Raw genomic sequence first — 19,832 nt, 5'->3', positions numbered from 1 at the left:
AAAAGATTTTATAGAGGATGTACTTTGAAAATTACAACCCAATTAAAGGAATTTACAGATAGAGAATTAAGGAAATTAAGGGATCTGTTATTTGAGGAGTTTTTAATAAGAGATTGTATTTTTCAAGATATAGATGAAAAGCAGAATAAGGTCTTTAATGGTATTTATGAAGGGCGCACTAAATATTTAAAGAAAACCATAAGAAGTGGACAAGTATATGAATATTCAGGTAACCTAGTTATAATAGGAGATATAAACCCAGGAGCAGAGGTATATGCCGCGGGAAATATTGTAGTTGTAGGAGCTATTAGAGGAAGTGTACATGCAGGGTGCACAGGAAATGATAAATCATTTATAGCAGCATTTTCACTAGAACCTCAAATTATAAGAATTGCGGATATAATGACAAGAGCACCTGAGGATGGCATGAAACCAGCTTATCCAGAGGTTGCAAGAGTTAAGAATGGAAATATAATCGTAGAGCCGTACTTAATTAATAAATATATTTAATGGAGGTATTATAAATGGGAGAAGCAATTGTTATCACGTCAGGAAAAGGTGGCGTAGGAAAAACTACTACAACAGCCAATATAGGAACAGCTTTAGCTGCTATGGATAAAAAGGTAGTAGTTATAGATGGTGATACAGGACTAAGAAATCTAGATGTGCTTATGGGGCTTGAAAATAGAGTAGTATTTACATTATTAGATGTAATTGAAGAAAGATGTAGATTAAAGCAAGCTCTAATAAAAGATAAAAGATTTAATAACTTATTTTTACTTCCAACAGCGCAGACAAGAGATAAAAATGATGTAGATATAAAAGAGATGTTAAGAGTAGTGAATGAACTTAAAGAAAATTTTGATTACGTTATAATAGATTGTCCAGCAGGAATTGAACAAGGCTTCGAAAATGCAGTAGTAGGAGCTGATAAATCGATAGTTGTTGTCAATCCAGAAATAACTTCAGTTAGGGATGCTGATAGAGTTATAGGAAAGCTTTGTGCAAAGGGACTTGAAGAAAGTGAGCTTATAGTTAATAGAATTAATTTTGAAATGACAAAGAATGGGGACATGTTAGATATTGAGGATATAAAAGAGTGTCTAGCTATTAAATTAATAGGCGTAGTACCTGATGATAGAAAGGTAACTATATCAACAAATAAAGGTGAGCCGATAGTACTAGATAATACTGCAGATGCAGGACAAGCCTTTAAGAATATTGCAAGAAGAATTACAGGTGAAGAGGTTCCTTTTGTAGAATTAAATCAAACTTCTTCTCAAGGTGGCTTCTGGGCTACAGTAAAAAAATTCTTCGGCAACAAATAGGAGGAAGATATGGATTTGTTTAAAATATTTTCAAGTAAATTGTCTTCTAAGGATATTGCTACAGATAGATTGAAATTGATATTAATTCATGATAGGGCTGATTTTTCGCCAGATTTTTTAGAAATGATAAAGGGAGATCTATTAAAGGTTATATCTAATTACGCAGAAATTGATGATAGCGATGTTGATGTTAAATTTACAAAGGCTGAAGAAATTGAAGGTGCTTCTCCAGCATTAATTGCCAGTATACCTATTAAAAAAATCAAAAATAGATAGCTCTAAAGCTGTGCATTATTTAAATGCATAGCTTTTTTCAATCAATAGTAGCTCACAAAAAAATTATATGGCTAAGCTTTAAAATGTAAATTTAATTTATCAAGCAATATTACATTCTTTTGTAATTTCATACGCATAAATATAAATATATATATTTATACAATAATTTTATTTTAATTAATAATTATGAAATTAGCCATTACTTTTGTTCTTTTATTAAATATGTTATAATCATATTTATGTTGGAGGGATAAATATGCTAAAGAATCTAAAGCTAAATAATAAATTATTAAAAAGAATAGACTACGGCATAATTGTAGCGGTAGTAATTCTAGTTCTTTTTTCTGTTGCAAATATATATAGTGCAACAGGGGGATATTATGCAAAACTACAATTTGCATGGCTCATAGTAGGGCTTGTTACTATGTATTTTGTAATATTAATCGATTATACTCTAATTTTAAATTATGCACCTCTTATTTATTGGGCAGGTGTTGTATTATTGATTTTAACAGAATTTGTACTAGGTAGCGAAGTAAATGGAGCAACAGGATGGATAAGCATTGGAAGTAGAGCCCTTCAGCCTTCTGAATTTGCCAAGCTTGGTATGATAATAATGCTTGCTAAACAAATTCAAGATATGGATGGAGATGTAAATAATGTGAAAAGCGTTATTAAACTTGGCATATATGCAGCTATACCAATGTTTCTTATAGTTATAGCACCGGATATGGGAATGACTATGGTATGCTTTTTTATGGTTTTAGGAATAGTTGTCGTAACAAATTTGAATTGGAAAGCTATTGTAGGAGGACTGGGTGGTATATTCTTAACCGTAGTTGCCTTATGGAATTCACCTCTTATGAAACCTTATTGGAAATCAAGATTTATAGCTTTTTTAAATCCAGAGCAATTTGAACTAAGTCATGGCTTACAGCTATTACAATCAAAAATTGCCATAGGATCTGGAGGAGTTTTCGGCCTTGGATTTTTAAATGGTAAGCAGTATAAATTTGTTCCTGAAAACCATACAGACTTTATTTTTGCAGTAATCGGAGAAGAATGGGGTCTTATGGGAGCATTAATACTATTAACTTTATATGGTATTATTCTATATAAATCAATAAAAATAGCAAAAACTTCAAAGGATGTAGCTGGAAGTATAATTTGCACAGGAATAATAGGAGCACTAATGTTTTCTATAATTCAAAATATGGGTATGACCATAGGTGTAATGCCTATAACTGGAATTACTCTTCCTTTTGTTAGCTATGGTGGTAGTTCAATGCTTACTAACTTTATATCTTTAGGTTTAATATTAAATGTTGGTATGAGAAGAAAGAAAATAAATTTCTAGGGGGAATTTTTTATGAGAATAGCTCTAATTGCCCACGATAAGAAAAAAGATGATATGATAGAATTTGCAAGAAGATACAAGCATATATTAAATGAACATGAACTTTATGCTACAGGTACTACAGGAAAACTATTAACCGATTTAGTAGATCTTGAAGTCTATAGATTTTTGTCAGGACCTTTAGGTGGAGACCAGCAAATAGGTGCAAGACTTGCACAGGGAGAAATGGATTTTATAATTTTTTTAAGAGATCCTCTTACAGCCCAACCACATGAACCAGATGTAACAGCTCTTATTAGATTATGTGATGTTCATTGTATACCTCTTGCTACAAACCTAGGCACAGCTGAAGTAATTATGAAAGCTTTAAAAAGCAGATAAAAAAGTATTTAAAATTAAAAACATATAGGAAATTTAAAACGAGAAACTAATAGCATATAACTTAAATTACTAAGTAATTTAAGTTATATGCTATTTTTATTATTTACTTTTGTTGTGAAAATATGATGATGCCAGTATTGACGTAAACTTCTTACTTGTTAATACAAAATAATGTATCAGCCTTTAATTAATCATTTTATTTTAGATATCTAAGTTAAGATTTTTTCAAACTTTATTCATAAAATTCAAGTATTTTAATATATATATAAAATAGAAAAGTAAGAAGTTATAAAGGAGGAAAAATGGGAGGTTATAGTGAACAATATGAAAAATATTATTCAGCATTAACTAGAAATAAATCTGCATATTACCAAAAAAATAGAATTAATAGAGAAACTAATAGAAGTAAATCTTTATGGACATGGTCCTGTAAAAATTATGGTGACAGACTTATAATACAGCTCTCCATAGTAATTTTTTTAATCATAGTATTTTTAGGATGTAAGATATATAAAAATGAATATACAGTAGGATTTTATAATTTAAGTAAAACTATGATAAATAAAAGTTATGATTATAAATCTATTTTTGAAAAAGCAAAAAGTGTAGATATTCAAGATATAGAAAACATGAGTATAAAAGTAATAGAAAAAATTAAAATAGGTTTTATAGGTGGAAGAACTATTGATGAAGAAATCCAAAGTGATTATTCTTTACCTGTATCATCAAAAAAAGTTTATGGTAATAATAAATGGGATAAAAGTATAAATGAAACTTTAAAACTTCAAGTTTATGAGAATATGTATATTAAAAGTTGTAATGATGGAAGAGTTAAAAAGATAGATAATGATAAGCTTGGAAATTATATATTGATAGACCATGGAAAAGGAATAGAGAGTAAGTATTATAATTTATCTGATATTTATGTGAATGTAGGTCAATCAGTAGAAAAAGATGAAACCATAGGTGAGATAAGGGGAGATACTGTAGAACCCAAGACCTTTTATTTTGAAATTTTATATATGGGAAAAACGCAAGATGTATATAGTTATATGGTAACCTAAAAATTTGGAGGAGGAGTGGATTGATACGGTTTAGTAAATATTTTATACCCTATTTATTATTTTTAATTATTATAGGAATAAACTATAAGCTTTTATTAGGATTCATTATAGTGATAATTCATGAAATGATTCATTACATTACTGCTAGAATTCTAGGTTATAGTGGATTTTGTATAGAAATACTACCCATTGGGGCAGCCCTAAAACTGAAAGACTTAGATGAGGCTTCTCCTATGGAAGATATAATAATTTCATTAAGTGGTCCTATTGGAAATTTTATAATTGCTCTTATAAGCTACATTGTCTATAGGTATATAAACAACAGTTATATACTTTTGTTCTTACAATATAATATGGTCATTGGATTATTTAATCTGTTCCCCGCCTTTCCATTAGATGGAGGTAGAGTTTTAAGAGATATACTTACAACAAAATTTTTATATAAAAAAGCTAATGAAATAGCCTTAAGGATAAGTATAATTTTAGGATACATATTGCTCATAATTCACTTTATTACTTTGCTTTATGGTATATCCAATATTAACTTAGCCTTAATAGCTATTTTTATTTTGGTTATTTCTAAAAAGGAAAAAGAAAGGATAGTATATGTAATTATGGGTTATATAATAAAGAAAAGGGAAAAATTAATTAAAAGAGGTTATATAGAAAATAAAAGTATATCTGTACACTATAAATTAACATTACTTCAGCTATTGGATTTAGTGGATAAAAATAAATATAATATTTTTACTGTATTAGACGATAATATGGATGTTTTAGAGGTTATATATGAAGAAGAAGTAATAAATGGATTAAAGAATCAAGGGAACATGACTTTAGAACAATTTATAATTAATAGAGATTTTGACATTTATAGAGATCTAAAGCCTTAATTTAACATTTAAAGGGAGCTTAATATTTTGAGGATAAATACTTATGCCTTAAATTTATAATAGTAATTAAACATATAGACTTTAAAAGTAAATGTTTGACCATACTTTAAATGTTAAAGTAGTTTTTATATAATCAACATTTATTTTGAAATATTCTTAGCTTATGATAAAATAAAGTATTGTAATTAACTTAAGGAGGAATTTGAATGAATAAAATTTCCGATGATATACTGTACAAAGTTGAAAAACCAGCTAGATATGTAGGTGGAGAATTTAATTCTTATAATAAAGATAAAAGTGTAGTTGATATACGTTATGCTTTTTGCTTTCCTGATGTTTATGAAGTAGGAATGTCTCATTTAGGAAGCAAAATATTATATTATGTAATTAATGAAAGAGAAGATACTTTTTGTGAAAGATGCTTTGCACCATGGCCTGATATGGAAAAGCAATTAAGAGAAAATAACATTTCATTATATGCATTAGAAAGTAAAGATTCCTTATCAGAGTTTGATTTTTTAGGATTTACATTACAATATGAAATGAGCTATACAAATATATTAAATATGCTTGATATGTCAGGAATACCTCTTAGAGCCTCTCAAAGGGATGAAAAAAGTCCAATAGTTATGATGGGAGGACCTTGTGCTTATAATCCTGAACCATTATATGATATTGCAGATATTTTTGTTTTAGGAGAAAGTGAAATTGTAATTCATGAAATATTAGATTTATATAAAGAATATAAAAATAAGTCTAAAAAAGACTATTTAAGAGCAGTATGTAAAATTGAGGGAGTATATGTGCCAAGTCTTTATGAAGTCACTTATAAAGATGATAGTACAATTGAAGAGTTTAAACCTATTTATGACGATGTACCTAAAACCGTTAAGAAAAGAATTATAAATAACTTTGATGAAAATATATATCCAGATAAACTTATAGTTCCATATACAGAAATAGTCCATGATAGAATTACCTTAGAAACCTTTAGAGGTTGTACAAGAGGTTGTAGATTTTGTCAAGCAGGTATGATTTATAGACCAGTTAGAGAGAAGAAGACAGACACACTTATAAATCAAGTAGATGAAATTATCAAGAAAACTGGATATGAAGAGGTTTCCTTAACTTCATTAAGTATTTGTGATTATTCAGATATTCAAAACTTAATATTTTCTTTAGTTAAGAAATATGAAGGAGAAAAAATAGGGGTTTCCTTACCATCTATAAGAATAGATTCTTTCTCTGTGGATTTAATTAATGAAATTCAAAAGGTTAGAAAGACAGGTCTTACCTTTGCTCCAGAGGCAGGAAGTCAAAGAATGAGAGATATTATAAATAAAGGTGTTAATGAAGAAAACTTATTAGAATCTAGTAGAAGTGCTTTTGAAGCAGGATGGTCAACATTAAAGTTATACTTCATGATAGGATTACCATATGAAACTATGGAAGATGTTATAGGTATAGCAGAACTGGGTGAAAAAGTAGTAGAACAATACTTTAATGTTCCAAAGCATATAAGAAAAAGAGGCTTAAGAGTTACAATTAGCACATCTATATTTGTGCCTAAACCTTTTACTCCTTTCCAATGGGCACCAATGGATACTATGCCTAGTGTTAAGGAAAAAATTTCTAATTTAAGAAACTCAATTAAAAGCAAAGCTATAGTATACAATTGGCATGAGTCTCCTGTAAGTTATATGGAAGCAGTATTTGCAAGAGGAGATAGAAGACTTTGTGATGTATTAATAAAGGCTTTTGAAAAAGGTGCTCGCTTTGATGGTTGGGGAGAGTATTTTAGTTTTGATACATGGAATGAATCAATGAATGACTGTAATGTAGATGGAGATTTCTATGCTTACAGGGAAAGAGATTATGAGGAGATACTTCCATGGGATTTTATAGATATAGGTGTTACTAAAGAATTCTTAATAAAGGAAAACAATAAAGCTAAGGAAGCCATTGTTACACCAGATTGTAGAGGAATATGTGAAAGATGTGGTGTAAACGTGAGCTTTAAGGAGGGAAAGTGCTTTGAAGGTGCGATACTTAATAAAATACACTAAGGAAAGTGAAATAAAATTTATATCTCATTTAGATTTAATGAGAACAATTCAAAGAGTTATAAGAAGAGCTAGATTGCCTATAGAATATTCTAAAGGGTTTAATCCACATATGACTATATCTATAGCTCAACCTTTATCTGTAGGTTCATATTCTAAAGGAGAGTATATGGATGTTGTATTTACAGAGGATATAGATGAAAATCAAATATTAAAGAATTTGAACGAAAATGCACCTAGAGGTGTTATATTTCTAGACGTAAAAAAGGTTGAGAATAAGGAAAATTCTAAGGCGCCTCAAGCAATGGCTATAATTGACGCTGCTAAATATATAATAAAATTAAAAGTTAAAGATGTGAATAAAGCATTAGAAGATATAAAGAACTTAAATAAAGAAAGTCAATGGAATATAGTGAAAAAGAGCAAAAAAGGCGAAAAAGAAGTTGATATAAAACCATTAATAAAAGAAATTAGTTATAGTACTGAAAAGGATAGAGTAATATTAAACACATTATTAGCCTGCGGTAGTAGAGAAAATCTTTCAGCTAGTTTACTTAGCGATTATATAAAAGAAAAAGTAGAATCTATAGAAGAAGATTCTTTTGTAGATATAGAGAGAATTGATATGTATGCATATAAAAATGAAAAAATCCTCTCTCTAAATCAGTATTTTTAATAAATTTAGGAGAGTTTTTTTTGAAAGAAATATTTATTGAAAGACAAGAAGATTTTCTCAAAGTTGCTGTAAAAGAAGATAATGTGTTAAAGGGATGCTACATTGAAGAACAAAATCAGCTTCCTAAAATCTCTGATATCTACAAGGGTATAGTTAAAAATATTGTACCTGCTATTAAATGTGCTTTTATAGATATAGGTTATAAAAAAAATGCTTACATGTATTTAAATGATAATATGAAAAGCATAAAAAAAGGTGATGAAGTATTAGTTGAAGTTATAAAAGAGGAAATTGGCAAAAAAGGTCCTAAAGTTATAAATTCAATTAGTTTACCAGGTAGCTATATTGTCATAACTAATAGTCACAATAAAATACAGTTTTCACCTAAAATAAAGGATAAGAATTTTATAAAATATATAGAAGACAATTTAGATAAACCTATAGATTTAGGAATAGTTATAAGAACTAAAGGACAAAATGTAGACTTATCTATATTAAAAGAAGAAATGTATAATCTATATAATATATATGAAAATATAGTTAACAAATTTACTTATTATCAAAATATAGGCTTATTGTATGGAAGTGAAGGAATATTAGGGAATATATTGAGGGAAACATCAGGTGATGACTATAATATTATTGTAAATAATCATACAGATTTTAATTATTGTAAAGAAGTTTTAAATTCTAAACATCATGAAGGTGAAATAAAAGTTTATGATGGGTCAATAGGGCTTTTTGATTATTATGGTATTGAAAAAGAAATATTAAGTCTTAGAAATAATAAAGTAGTTCTTCCTAGTGGAGGAAATATTGTTATTGAAAAAACGGAAGCAATGTATGTAATAGATGTTAACTCAGCTAAAAATGTAAAAAGTTCATCTCTTAGAAAAACGGCATTAGTCACAAATATTGAAGCAGCAAAGATTATAGCTGAACAAATAAAATTAAGAAATTTAAGTGGAATAATATTAATTGATTTCATAGATTTAATAGAAGATAATGAAAAACAAGATGTTATTAGTACCCTGAAAAGATATTTTAAAGATGATAAGAATAAAACTAATATATATAATTTTACTGAGTTAAACTTAGTGCAAATCGCAAGAAGAAGAACTGGAAAATCTATATATGAGTATATTTTTGAAGAATGTGTATCATGTAAGGGGAAAGGGGTAAAAATAAAATTATCTTATATTGAAAATATGATTAGAAATAATATTAAAAGACTAAATAGTGAGCAGAATGTCAAAGATATATATATTGAGATAGATGAATTTTATAAGAATGAAATTCAAAGAGATTTAATAACTTTTATAAAAAATATAAATGCATTGGATAAGCGTATATATATAAATTATATTCACGACTTGGATACTTTTAAAATAGAACCATTAATGTTTGCAAATCAAATAAGAAATCTAGAAAATTGCAAGATATATGGATAGTCATTAATATTTTATCACTTATTTTATGATTTATATCTTTGTTATAAAAAGTATAAAATTCCTTTACAAATAAATTTAGATATGCTACAATGGCTTTTGTAGACCGCACAGAAGAGGTTTTATTAAATCATTTAATTTTATTAAATGTACCTTAAATGGCGAGACTGGATTGAGGAGGTGTATTTTAATGTACGCAGTTTTACTTACTGGAGGAAAGCAATACAGAGTTCAAGAGGGAGACGTATTATTCGTTGAAAAACTTGAAGCTGACGTTGATTCAACTGTAGAATTTGATAATGTTTTAGCAGTTGGAAAAGAAGAAGGATTAGTAATTGGAAAACCTGTAGTTGAAGGAGCTAAAGTTGTTGCTAAAGTAGTAGCACAAGGAAAAGCTAAAAAAGTTATAGTATTCAAATATAAGAGAAAAAAAGACTACAGAAAGAAACAAGGACACAGACAACCTTTTACAAAGATAGTAATTGAAAAGATAGAAGCTTAATTATGACTAAGGTTAAATTTTACAAAGACTGTGATACATATGTTGGCTTTACTGTTAGTGGTCATGCTGCTCCACAATCTGAAAATCTAGATATAGATTTAGTATGTTGTGGGATATCAGTAATATCACAAACCACCATACTTGGTATGGAAGAGGTTTTAAAGTTAAAACCACAATATGAATTGAATGATGGGATTATAAATTTAACGTTAGAAAATCTGGCAAGTGAAGACATTGAGAAATGTCAAGTTTTAATTAGAACTATGCATGTTGGATTACAAAGTATGGCATTTACGTACGGTGATTATATAAAGATAGAGATAGAGGAGGTGTAGTATTATGCTAATTATGAACCTTCAGTTATTTGCTCACAAAAAAGGAGTAGGTAGCTCAAAGAACGGAAGAGACAGTGAATCTAAAAGACTTGGTGTTAAGCGTGCAGATGGACAATTTGTGCTTGCAGGAAACATCCTAGTTAGACAAAGAGGAACAAAAATCCATCCAGGAAACAACGTTGGAATAGGTGGAGATGATACTCTTTTCGCTAAAATAGATGGAGTTGTAAAATTCGAAAGAATGGGCAAAAATAGAAAAAAAGCTAGCGTTTACCCAATCGATGTAGAAGTTGCAATGGCTGAATAGTTGATAAAGCACCCTGCTAGGGTGCTTTTTTAATCTATAGAATCAAAGTTTATGAATTAAACTGATAAATTGAGAATTAAGAATTGAGAATTGAATTATAGGCCAAGTGTCTATGGATATAAGGAAATAACTTAAAAGTATTTTAAAATGTAAAATGTATAGATGTGGTGTCTCAAAATTTAATATATAGACAAATATGTTTTAATTAACAACTTAAAATAATGGAGAATTGACAATCATAGTTGAAATTAATTCCTAAGGAGTTAATTTCTTTAATTGATTTTTCCTAGCATTTACATTACTAGTTTTTTAAAATAAATCAATTTAAAACTTCTCCTGTAAAGGGAAGTATCCATAATTGTAAACTGTGCATTGTGAGTTGTATAAGAGAAGAAGTATCTAGAATTCTTAAATCTTAATTCTTAATTAACAAGATACTTTATAATAAATTACTGTTACTATATTATAAGATTTACAGAGAAAATCTCTCAATACTATAAACTATCCATAAAAAATTAAATTTAGTAAATAATATAGTTATGTATGTTAAAATAATTTTTATTTAAGGTAAGGTGAAAAAGTATGTTTATAGATACAGCCAAAATTTTTGTTAGATCTGGTAATGGTGGAAATGGATCTGTTTCCTTTAGAAGAGAAAAATACGTGCCACTTGGCGGTCCTGATGGAGGAGATGGCGGTAATGGTGGAAGTGTTATATTAAGAGTAGAACCTAATATGACTACACTACTAGATTTTTCTTATAATAGAAAATTCATAGCTGACGATGGAGGCAAAGGTGAAGGATCAAAGTGCTATGGTAAAGATGGTGAAGATCTTATAATAGATGTACCAATGGGTACAGTAATAAGAGATGTAGAAACAGATAAGATAATGTGCGATTTATCTCATGCTGGTGATACATATGTAGTTTGTAAAGGCGGAAAAGGTGGAAAGGGAAATGCTAAATTCTGTACTCCAACAAGGCAGGCACCAAGTTTTGCAGAACCAGGTATGCCTGGTGAGGAAAGATGGATAAAGCTTGAACTTAAATTGCTTGCAGATGTAGGACTTCTAGGATTCCCTAATGTAGGAAAATCCACGTTACTTTCAGTAGTCTCTAAAGCAAGACCTAAAATTGCAAACTATCATTTTACTACATTAAAGCCTAATTTAGGTGTAGTGAGTTTAAAAGGAATACAAAACTTTGTAATTGCAGATATTCCTGGGATAATAGAGGGCGCTGCAGAAGGAGTAGGCTTAGGCTTAGATTTTTTAAGACATATAGAAAGAACAAGATTACTTATACATGTTGTAGATATATCAGGATTAGAGGGCAGAGATCCAATTGAAGATTTTAAGAAAATAAACGAAGAACTTAAAAAATATAGTATTAAATTATGGGATAGACCACAGATAATAGCGGCTAATAAGACAGATATGTTATTTGATGAAGAAGTATTTGAAAACTTTAAGAAACAACTAAATGAAATGGGATATAATAAAGTATTTAAAATTTCAGCAGCTACAAATCAAGGAGTAGATGAGCTTATGAAAGAGGCAGCAGAGATGCTGAGCCATATTCCAGTTCAAGAGCTTGAAATTAATAATGATGAAAGATTCGTACCTGAGGAAAAGAGATTTACTTATACAATACGTGAAGAAGAAGAAGGCATATTCGTTGTAGAGGGAAGCTTTGTTGATAGATTACTTAATAGTGTTAACGTAAATGATCCGGATTCTTTAAGATATTTCCACAAGGTTTTAAGAAACAAAGGTGTGCTAGATGAGCTTAAAACTATGGGAGTACAAGACGGTGATATTATAAGACTTAATGATTTTGAATTTGAGTTTTTATTATAGGAGGAGTTTTATGATAAGTACAAAACAAAGAAGCTATTTAAGAAGCTTAGCAAATAATATAGATCCTATATTTCAAGTGGGAAAAGGTGGAATAGAGGAAAATTTTTTAAAACAAGTAGATCAAGCTTTAGAAGCAAGAGAGCTTATTAAAATTAAAACATTAAATAACAGTGGAATGACACCTAGAGAAGCATCTGACATTTTATGTGAAAAATTAGGATGTGAAGGCATTCAAGCTATAGGAAGTAAATTAGTTATATATAGAAAATCAGCTAAAAAGCCTAAAATAGAACTTCCAAAGTAAATGATAAAAAACCATGAATTTTCATGGTTTTTTAAATAATATTTTTAATATATCTATATATACTACTTAAAAATTAATATGTAGCTAATAACTACACTATTAAATATTTCAATTTATAACTTTAATCAATGGAGAATTGAAAATTGACAATTGATAATTATGATGGAAATTAGTCTTAATAAAACTAATTTCTTTAATTGATTTTTTACTAGCAATACAATTGCTGTTCCTTTTTAAGAAGTGACTAAGTTGCTTAAAAAAATAAATCAATTGAAAACTTCTCTTACAAAAGAGAAGTATCAATAATTTTCCATTGTCAATCGTCAATTCTCCATTATTTTGAGCTGTGCATTAGAATACCTAAGTAAACAGCTTTATTAGAGTATACATTATATTTTAATGTGGTACATTTATATATAGTATGATTTAATATAAGGGATTAAATTTGTATTTGGTAAAAAGTAAAAATTATGTTATTATATAATATAGAAAAAGAAGGTTTTTATTATGAGAAAAGCAATATTTGGAGGAACCTTTGATCCAATTCATAACGGCCATATGCATATTGCTTATGAAGCATTATATAACTTAAATTTAGATCTAATTATTTTTATACCTAGTGGAAATCCGCCACATAAGATTCAGAGAAAAGTTACAGAAGGTAAAATAAGATACGAAATTGTAAAATCTACAATTGAGGATGAAATAAGATTTGATATAAGTGATTATGAAATAAATAGTACTGAATTAAGTTATACATATAAAACTTTAAAACATTTTAATACTCTAGAGCCTAATACTAAATGGTTTTTTATAACTGGTGCAGACAGTTTAATTGATTTAGAAAGCTGGAGAAATGTGAAAGGTATATTAGAGAATTGTACCCTTGTAGTTTTTACAAGACCAGGGTATAGTCTTGAAGAAATAAAAAAGCAAAAGAAAAATATTGAAGAAAAATATAATACAGATATTATATTCTTAAATATGCCTGTAATCGATATTTCTTCTACCATAATTAAAAAGAAAATAAGTGAAAATAAAAATGTAAAATATCTTCTTCCTTATGAAGCCTACAAAATTATTAAAAAGCTTAACTTGTATAAATAAAGGAAGTGAAAAAATGTTAATAGAAGATGACATAAAAAAATATCTTGAAAAGTGTTTGAAGCCATCAAGATATGTTCATACTTTAGGTGTTGTAGATGTTGCTGAAAAATTGGCAATACAGTATAATGTCGATGCTAAAAAGGCAAGAATAGCAGCACTATTACATGACGCAGCAAAAAATATGAACAATGATGAGCTTATAAGAATTTCAAAGGAAAATAATCATGAAATAGATGAGGATTATTATAGTTCACCTCAGTTATTACATGGTGTTGTCGGAGCATATATAGCTAAAAATACCTTTTGTATTGAAGATAGCGATATATTAAATGCTATTACGTATCATACTACAGGAAGAGCTAATATGTGTTTACTAGAAAAGATAATATATGTAGCAGACTACATCGAACCTTCAAGAAATTTTCAAGGAGTTGAATCTTTAAGAGAACTTGCATATAAGAATTTAGATGAAGCTGTTATTGAATGTTGTGAAAACACTATAAAATACATATTATCTAAAAAACTTTTATTACATAAGAATACAATAGAAGCTAGAAATTATTTACTAATTCAGAAGCAGTAGGTGTTTAAATATGGGAGAAAATAATAAACGAAATAATGAATCTGTAAGAAAAAATAAAAGAAAAAAGAAAAAGTCATCTATTTTATTAAGAGTTCTATTTACAATTTTACTAATAGGAGTCTTATTATCTGGTGGAGTATATGCTTATTTATCTAGTTTTGATAATAATGCTATAGATCTTAAAAAATCTGGTGCTAATAAAGGAAATAAAAATGATACTTTATCTAGTGATGGTTCTGCTAATTTTCTTGTAATGGGATTGGACCTAGGATCTGGTGATGAAAATGATAAATATGATCCGAAGAGAACAGATACCATAATGTTAGTGCATTATAATCGAAAAGAAAAGAAATATGATATTATTTCAATTCCTAGAGATACAAAAGTAACTATTGATGGGCAGGAACAAAAGATAAACGCCGCTCATGCAATAGGTGGTGTACAATATTTAGTTGACTCTGTAGAAGAGTTATTTAATACTACCATAGACTATTATGTAAAAGTAAATACTATAGGTTTTAGGAAGTTCATTGATGCAATAGGTGGAGTAGATGTAGTCATAGAAAGAAATATGTATTATGACGATCCTACACAGGATTTGCACATATACTTTGAAGCTAGTAAAGAACCACAGCATTTAGATGGGAAAGAGGCAGAGGGCTTTGTAAGATGGAGACAAAACAATGATGGAACTGGACTTGCAGAAGGAGATTTGGGAAGGATAAAAGAACAACAAAAATTCTTTAAAACCTTATTAGCAAAAATACAAAGTCCAAGCATAATACCGAAGCTTCCTAATGTGCTATCAGTCTTCCCAGAATATATAGAGACTAATTTAAGTGCATTAAATATAATGGATTATGGCTTAAGCTTAGCTAGTACTTCAAAAGAAAAAGTAAACTTTCACGTAATTTCTGGTGAAGATGCATGGATAGGTGGAATATCTTATTTTATTTATACACCAGAATCAAATAGTGATATTTTATCTATATTAAACAATGAAAAGCAAATAGAGTCCAATGCTGAAAAGCAAGTAGAAGGATTTAAAAAAAATAATATTAGAATTAACATACTAAATTCTACAACCAAAGAGGGATTAGCAGGAAACTTTGGAGAAAATATAGCTAAAAAAGGCTATAGTCAATATACTACAGGAAATGCTAATGAGAATAGACAAACTTCTAAGATTAAGATATATGGATTAAAAAAGGATGCTGTAGAAGTTATTAAAAAGGATTTTAATATAGATGACGTAGAATATATGTCCGAATATAATGAGAAATTTGAAGTAGAAGTTATATTAGGTGAGGATAGGGATTTTGTTTATTAAACATATAATTTATATGTAAATATATAAACAAATTTAAGGAGGATTTCAACATGGAAAAGAAAATAATAAACACAGCTAAAGCTCCAGCAGCTTTAGGACCATATTCACAAGCTGTTAAAGTAGGAAATATGGTATATACATCAGGACAGTTGGCAATAAATTCAGCAACTGGGGAATTTATAAATGATGATATAAAAAAAGCGACAGCACAATCACTAGACAATGTTAAAGCTATTTTAGAAGAGGCTGGAACGTCTATGGATAAAGTTGTTAAGACTTTAGTATTATTAAAAGATATAAATGATTTTGCTGCAATGAACGAAGTTTATGCTACATATTTTGGCGATAATCCACCAGCAAGATCTTGCTTCCAAGCTGGAAGTTTACCAAAAGATGCTTTAGTTGAAATTGAAGTTATAGCTATAGTTGAATAATTATTAAACCTCGAGTATTTACTCGAGGTTTTTAACCGACGAAAATAGTTTGATTAATAAGTAAAAACAATATTAAATGTAATTTTAGTGAGATTGATTATTTATAACAAATTCTATTAAGAAATTGATTGAAAGCTTTTTCAAATAAGGAGAAGTTATACATAATTATCTATAGCTAATTGTCAATTGTATAAAGTGGAGGTGAGATATGAATAACAATTTAATATATAAGGTGTTAGAATGCGGAGAAGGAATGAAACTTAGAGAATATATGACAAATGTATTAGAGCTTTCTGGAAGATTCACTAAAAATGCTGGTCTTAATAAAAGAATATATGTTAATAAAAGTATTGTTAAATTGAATCATAAGCTAAATAAAGGAGATATTATTGAAGTTCAAGTTAATAAAGATGAAAGTCAAAATATTATTCCAGAAAATATAGATATAGATGTAGTATATGAAGATTTCGATTTGTTAGTAGTGAATAAACAGCCTAATATGGTAGTTCACCCTACAAAAAGCTATCCTACAGGAACTCTTTCAAATGGTATACTTTATTATTTTAAAGAGAAAGGTGAAAATTGTATAGTAAGATTAGTTAGTAGATTAGATATGGATACTTCTGGTCTTATAATGATAGGAAAAAATCAATTTGCCCATATGAGCTTAGCTAAAAGTATGGAAAATAACTTAATCACTAAAAGTTATTTAGCTGTCGTTCATGGAATAATAGAAGAAGAAAGTGGGACCATTAATGCTCCTATAGGTAGACCTACAGAAGATAGCATTAAAAGAGAAGTGATGAGTAATGGACAAAAGAGTATAACTCATTTTAAAGTAATAGAACGATATAAAAATGCTACATTAGTGGAACTAACCTTAGAAACAGGAAGAACTCATCAAATAAGGGTTCATTTAAGTTACATAAAACACCCTATTTATGGTGATAGTTTATATGGCATAGAAGAGAATCAGTACATAAAAAGACAAGCGCTTCACGCTTATAAGCTTATAATACCTCATCCACGAACAGATGAAATGCTAAACTTAGAGAGTAAATTACCAGAAGATATGGAGAGGCTTTTAAGTAAATTGAAGGAAGAGAATTAGAGAAGTTTTAATTAAATTTTTTTGAATAATATCCTAATTTAGAGCGAAACTTTTATAAATTGAGAATTAAAAATGAAGGATGAAGAATTATGAGAATGTATCTTAAAAGTAATTTAGTTACTTTTAAATCCATTAATAGAATTAATTCCTAGGAGTTAATTTCAACTAAATTCTTCATTCTTCATTTTTAATCTTTAAACTCTAGTGCTTTCTTGTTAATCTATTTAATCTTCTACGTCTTTTTTTTCTTAAATTTATTCCTCTTATTATTAGTACTATTAATACTAGTAATAGTATAAATCCAATAATTAAAGCAATTTTTATAGTTCTCTCATTATCTTTTATAATTTTAGCAACTACAGGAAACTTTTTAGGTGTGTAATCTGTCCCACTAATAAGTTTAATTTCTCTTGTACTATTATTATATTTCATTATAGCAGTAGCTATTGATTGACCTTTTAAAAATGACTTTTTATCAAGGTTATCTGTATTAAAAGAAATCTGAGGTTTTTCTTTTACAGATAAATCTTTAGTATAAAACTCATCACTTGATGCTAGTAGAGGAATTATGGTACCATCCTCAGCTTCATAATTAGTTATTAAATCATTTTTACTATAAAGTTTTATTGTATCGAAATTATTAAAAGCCCACTCAAATATACTTCTACTATCTTTAAAATAAGTCTTATAAGGATCATATAGCAGAGAAACTATATATTTTTCATTTCCTTTTTCAGCAGAAGCTACAAAGGAGTGTAATGATTCGTCTGTATAACCTGTTTTAGCTGCTATACATGGTTCATAATAATTATCTTCATAATCATGTAAAAGCCTATTATCATTCCATAGTGGTCGTTTTTCCTTATATTTATTTGTAGGTTCTAAAAATAAAGTCTTTGTCTTTGAAATCTTAATATACTCAGGATTCTTTAAAAGTTCTTTTTCTACTAACGCTAAATCATAAGCAGTAGTTCTATGATCTGGTTCATATAATCCATGTGGATTTGTAAAATTAGTATTTTTACAACCTAATTTTTTTGCTCTTTCATTCATCATTTTTGCAAAATTTTCCTGAGTTCCACCTATATGTTCTGCTAAAGCTTGTGCAGAATCATTAGCGGAAACCATAATTAAAGAATATAATAATTGTCTAACTGTAAGTACTTCTCCTTGATCTATGTATATTCTAGAGCCTTCTATAGTTGGAGGTGTAGCTCCTACTGTAACTTTTTCATCTAGATTGCAATTTTCTAAAGTTAATAGTGCAGTCATCAGCTTTGTTGGTGATGCAGGAGGATATTTAACGTCCTTGTTCTTTTCAAATAGAACCTCACCGGTAGTTGCATCAATTACTACCATTCCTGCAGCGCTAGGATCAGGAGCTGATGGTGCTGCAAATATGTATTTGAAATTACAAAATGAAAGAGTACTTACTAATAATAAACTTGCAATTGCTTTTTTCATATTTTCCTCCTAGTAATTTTAATATGATAGCTACCATTATATCAAAAAAATTAAAAAATATCGATAGATATTTATAGAAAATGGAAATACTCAAAATAGAAAGGAGAGTATTTCATGAAAGATAAAGAAAAAATTATTGGTTCTATTTGCATATTAGTATTAGCTATAGTATTTCTTATTAGCGGATATTTAATAACTAGAAATAATAGCAAGGAGGCTTATGAGGATATATTTGTAGAGACTAAGGATATAAATAGTGAAGAAAAGAGGAACTCAACATTTGATGAGGAAGTTATAGTGGTAGATATTAAAGGTAAAATAAAATATCCAAAGGAATATACCTTAAAAAAAGGAAGTAGAATAAGAGATTTAATAACTATGGCAGGAGGATTAACAGAAGAAGCAGATACTAATAGGGTACATTTCTCAAAAACATTAAATGACGAGGATTGTATAGTTATATATGGAAAAGAGGATAAAGAGGAAGAATCTAATATAGTTAATTCAAATAATATAGGTAATTCTTCTAACAGTTCTTCAAAAATTAATATAAATAAGGCTACTATTGAAGAATTAACTCAATTATCAGGTATAGGACCTTCAAAAGCTAAAGCAATTATTGAATATAGAAATGCTAATAATGGGTTCAAGTCTATAGAAGAATTGGGAAATGTAGATGGAATAGGTGAGAAGACTATTGATAAATTTAGAGATAAGGTGGACATTAGATAGGGATTATTATAAAATGATTACGTTGAAATCTTATTAAAATTTTAAAAAATAATCTTAGTAGATTATTATAGGGTTCCATAATGGAAATTTAACTTATATATGATTTTAATTTCTGCAAAAAAAGTTCTTATTTATGAATTAAAAATTAAGAATTAAAGATACAAATTATGGTTAAAACTCCACCGTCAAAACCTTTGGAGTTTTTAAAAATAAATTTTATTTTAAGAAATTCATCTTTAGTGAATTTTTTCCTGAATTCTTCATTCTTAACTATTAA

The 19,832-nt window shown here is 28.3% G+C and carries 22 protein-coding genes; 21 read left to right on the top strand and 1 reads right to left on the bottom strand.

Translation table 11 applies throughout. The features are described 5' to 3' along the window. From minC to B3603_RS03680, 20 genes are all read left to right on the top strand, one after another. The coding region (minC, locus tag B3603_RS03775) for a septum site-determining protein MinC (RefSeq protein ID WP_291560921.1) at positions 1 to 510 on the top strand (510 nt) is incomplete at its 5' end. A gap of 14 nt (positions 511 to 524) precedes the next feature. Beyond that, positions 525 to 1,328: a septum site-determining protein MinD gene (gene minD / locus B3603_RS03770; protein WP_291560918.1), complete on the top strand. Its 804-nt coding sequence runs from the start codon at positions 525 to 527 to the stop codon at positions 1,326 to 1,328. A 9-nt stretch (positions 1,329 to 1,337) separates the two neighbouring features. Next, positions 1,338 to 1,604 (top strand): cell division topological specificity factor MinE, encoded by a 267-nt coding sequence (minE, locus tag B3603_RS03765; protein ID WP_039632025.1) that lies wholly within the window; start codon positions 1,338 to 1,340, stop codon positions 1,602 to 1,604. A 256-nt stretch (positions 1,605 to 1,860) separates the two neighbouring features. Further along, positions 1,861 to 2,961, top strand: a complete 1,101-nt coding sequence (rodA, locus tag B3603_RS03760; RefSeq protein ID WP_291560915.1) for a rod shape-determining protein RodA — start codon at positions 1,861 to 1,863, stop codon at positions 2,959 to 2,961. Between the two features lie 12 nt (positions 2,962 to 2,973). Then, complete coding sequence (locus B3603_RS03755; RefSeq protein ID WP_291560912.1) at positions 2,974 to 3,342, top strand: methylglyoxal synthase; 369 nt, start codon at positions 2,974 to 2,976, stop codon at positions 3,340 to 3,342. A 302-nt stretch (positions 3,343 to 3,644) separates the two neighbouring features. After that, positions 3,645 to 4,406: a M23 family metallopeptidase gene (locus B3603_RS03750; protein WP_291560910.1), complete on the top strand. Its 762-nt coding sequence runs from the start codon at positions 3,645 to 3,647 to the stop codon at positions 4,404 to 4,406. Between the two features lie 20 nt (positions 4,407 to 4,426). Further along, on the top strand, positions 4,427 to 5,299 hold the full coding sequence (locus tag B3603_RS03745) for a M50 family metallopeptidase (protein ID WP_291560908.1): 873 nt from the start codon (positions 4,427 to 4,429) through the stop codon (positions 5,297 to 5,299). Positions 5,300 to 5,505: 206 nt separating this feature from the next. Further along, positions 5,506 to 7,365 carry a TIGR03960 family B12-binding radical SAM protein gene (locus B3603_RS03740; protein ID WP_291560906.1) on the top strand — a complete coding sequence of 620 codons (1,860 nt, stop codon included), beginning with the start codon at positions 5,506 to 5,508 and terminating at the stop codon, positions 7,363 to 7,365. Continuing rightward, entirely contained in the window at positions 7,334 to 8,038 is a 705-nt protein-coding gene (locus B3603_RS03735; protein ID WP_291560903.1) for a TIGR03936 family radical SAM-associated protein, read from the top strand. The genes B3603_RS03740 and B3603_RS03735 overlap by 32 nt, the downstream gene beginning before the upstream one ends. A 20-nt stretch (positions 8,039 to 8,058) precedes the next feature. Further along, positions 8,059 to 9,489, top strand: coding sequence for a ribonuclease E/G (locus B3603_RS03730; protein WP_291560899.1), 1,431 nt, complete (start codon positions 8,059 to 8,061; stop codon positions 9,487 to 9,489). A gap of 187 nt (positions 9,490 to 9,676) precedes the next feature. Next, complete coding sequence (rplU, locus tag B3603_RS03725; protein WP_039632041.1) at positions 9,677 to 9,988, top strand: 50S ribosomal protein L21; 312 nt, start codon at positions 9,677 to 9,679, stop codon at positions 9,986 to 9,988. Between the two features lie 2 nt (positions 9,989 to 9,990). Then, positions 9,991 to 10,323 (top strand): ribosomal-processing cysteine protease Prp, encoded by a 333-nt coding sequence (locus tag B3603_RS03720; protein WP_291560897.1) that lies wholly within the window; start codon positions 9,991 to 9,993, stop codon positions 10,321 to 10,323. A 4-nt stretch (positions 10,324 to 10,327) separates the two neighbouring features. Beyond that, positions 10,328 to 10,630, top strand: a complete 303-nt coding sequence (rpmA, locus tag B3603_RS03715; protein ID WP_039632044.1) for a 50S ribosomal protein L27 — start codon at positions 10,328 to 10,330, stop codon at positions 10,628 to 10,630. A 582-nt stretch (positions 10,631 to 11,212) separates the two neighbouring features. Beyond that, the gene (obgE, locus tag B3603_RS03710; protein ID WP_291560893.1) at positions 11,213 to 12,490 is read left to right on the top strand and encodes a GTPase ObgE; all 1,278 of its coding nucleotides are present in this window, start codon (positions 11,213 to 11,215) and stop codon (positions 12,488 to 12,490) included. Between the two features lie 10 nt (positions 12,491 to 12,500). Next, positions 12,501 to 12,794: a ribosome assembly RNA-binding protein YhbY gene (gene yhbY, locus B3603_RS03705; RefSeq protein WP_039632048.1), complete on the top strand. Its 294-nt coding sequence runs from the start codon at positions 12,501 to 12,503 to the stop codon at positions 12,792 to 12,794. 504 nt (positions 12,795 to 13,298) lie between these two features. Further along, the gene (gene nadD, locus B3603_RS03700) at positions 13,299 to 13,901 is read left to right on the top strand and encodes a nicotinate-nucleotide adenylyltransferase (protein WP_291560923.1); all 603 of its coding nucleotides are present in this window, start codon (positions 13,299 to 13,301) and stop codon (positions 13,899 to 13,901) included. A 13-nt stretch (positions 13,902 to 13,914) separates the two neighbouring features. Further along, positions 13,915 to 14,484 carry a bis(5'-nucleosyl)-tetraphosphatase (symmetrical) YqeK gene (yqeK, locus tag B3603_RS03695; RefSeq protein ID WP_291560891.1) on the top strand — a complete coding sequence of 190 codons (570 nt, stop codon included), beginning with the start codon at positions 13,915 to 13,917 and terminating at the stop codon, positions 14,482 to 14,484. Between the two features lie 10 nt (positions 14,485 to 14,494). Continuing rightward, positions 14,495 to 15,814 (top strand): LCP family protein, encoded by a 1,320-nt coding sequence (locus B3603_RS03690; protein ID WP_291560888.1) that lies wholly within the window; start codon positions 14,495 to 14,497, stop codon positions 15,812 to 15,814. A gap of 50 nt (positions 15,815 to 15,864) precedes the next feature. Then, positions 15,865 to 16,248: a RidA family protein gene (locus B3603_RS03685; protein WP_039632057.1), complete on the top strand. Its 384-nt coding sequence runs from the start codon at positions 15,865 to 15,867 to the stop codon at positions 16,246 to 16,248. Positions 16,249 to 16,456: 208 nt separating this feature from the next. After that, entirely contained in the window at positions 16,457 to 17,359 is a 903-nt protein-coding gene (locus tag B3603_RS03680) for an RluA family pseudouridine synthase (protein WP_291560884.1), read from the top strand. Between the two features lie 201 nt (positions 17,360 to 17,560). Here the strand turns inward: B3603_RS03680 and B3603_RS03675 are convergent, their stop codons facing one another. Then, positions 17,561 to 18,823 (bottom strand): D-alanyl-D-alanine carboxypeptidase family protein, encoded by a 1,263-nt coding sequence (locus B3603_RS03675; RefSeq protein WP_291560882.1) that lies wholly within the window; start codon positions 18,821 to 18,823, stop codon positions 17,561 to 17,563. A gap of 114 nt (positions 18,824 to 18,937) precedes the next feature. On the opposite strand from B3603_RS03675, the gene B3603_RS03670 reads away from it, so the two are divergent. Then, complete coding sequence (locus B3603_RS03670) at positions 18,938 to 19,555, top strand: helix-hairpin-helix domain-containing protein (RefSeq protein ID WP_291560880.1); 618 nt, start codon at positions 18,938 to 18,940, stop codon at positions 19,553 to 19,555. The last annotated feature ends 277 nt before the right edge of the window (positions 19,556 to 19,832 follow it).

The sequence above is a fragment of the Clostridium sp. UBA2485 genome, assembly GCF_002341865.1.
In the GTDB taxonomy this organism is placed as follows: domain Bacteria; phylum Bacillota; class Clostridia; order Clostridiales; family Clostridiaceae; genus Clostridium_J.
Note: the sequence above shows the minus strand (reverse complement) of the source record. Positions and strands in the feature narration are given on the sequence as shown.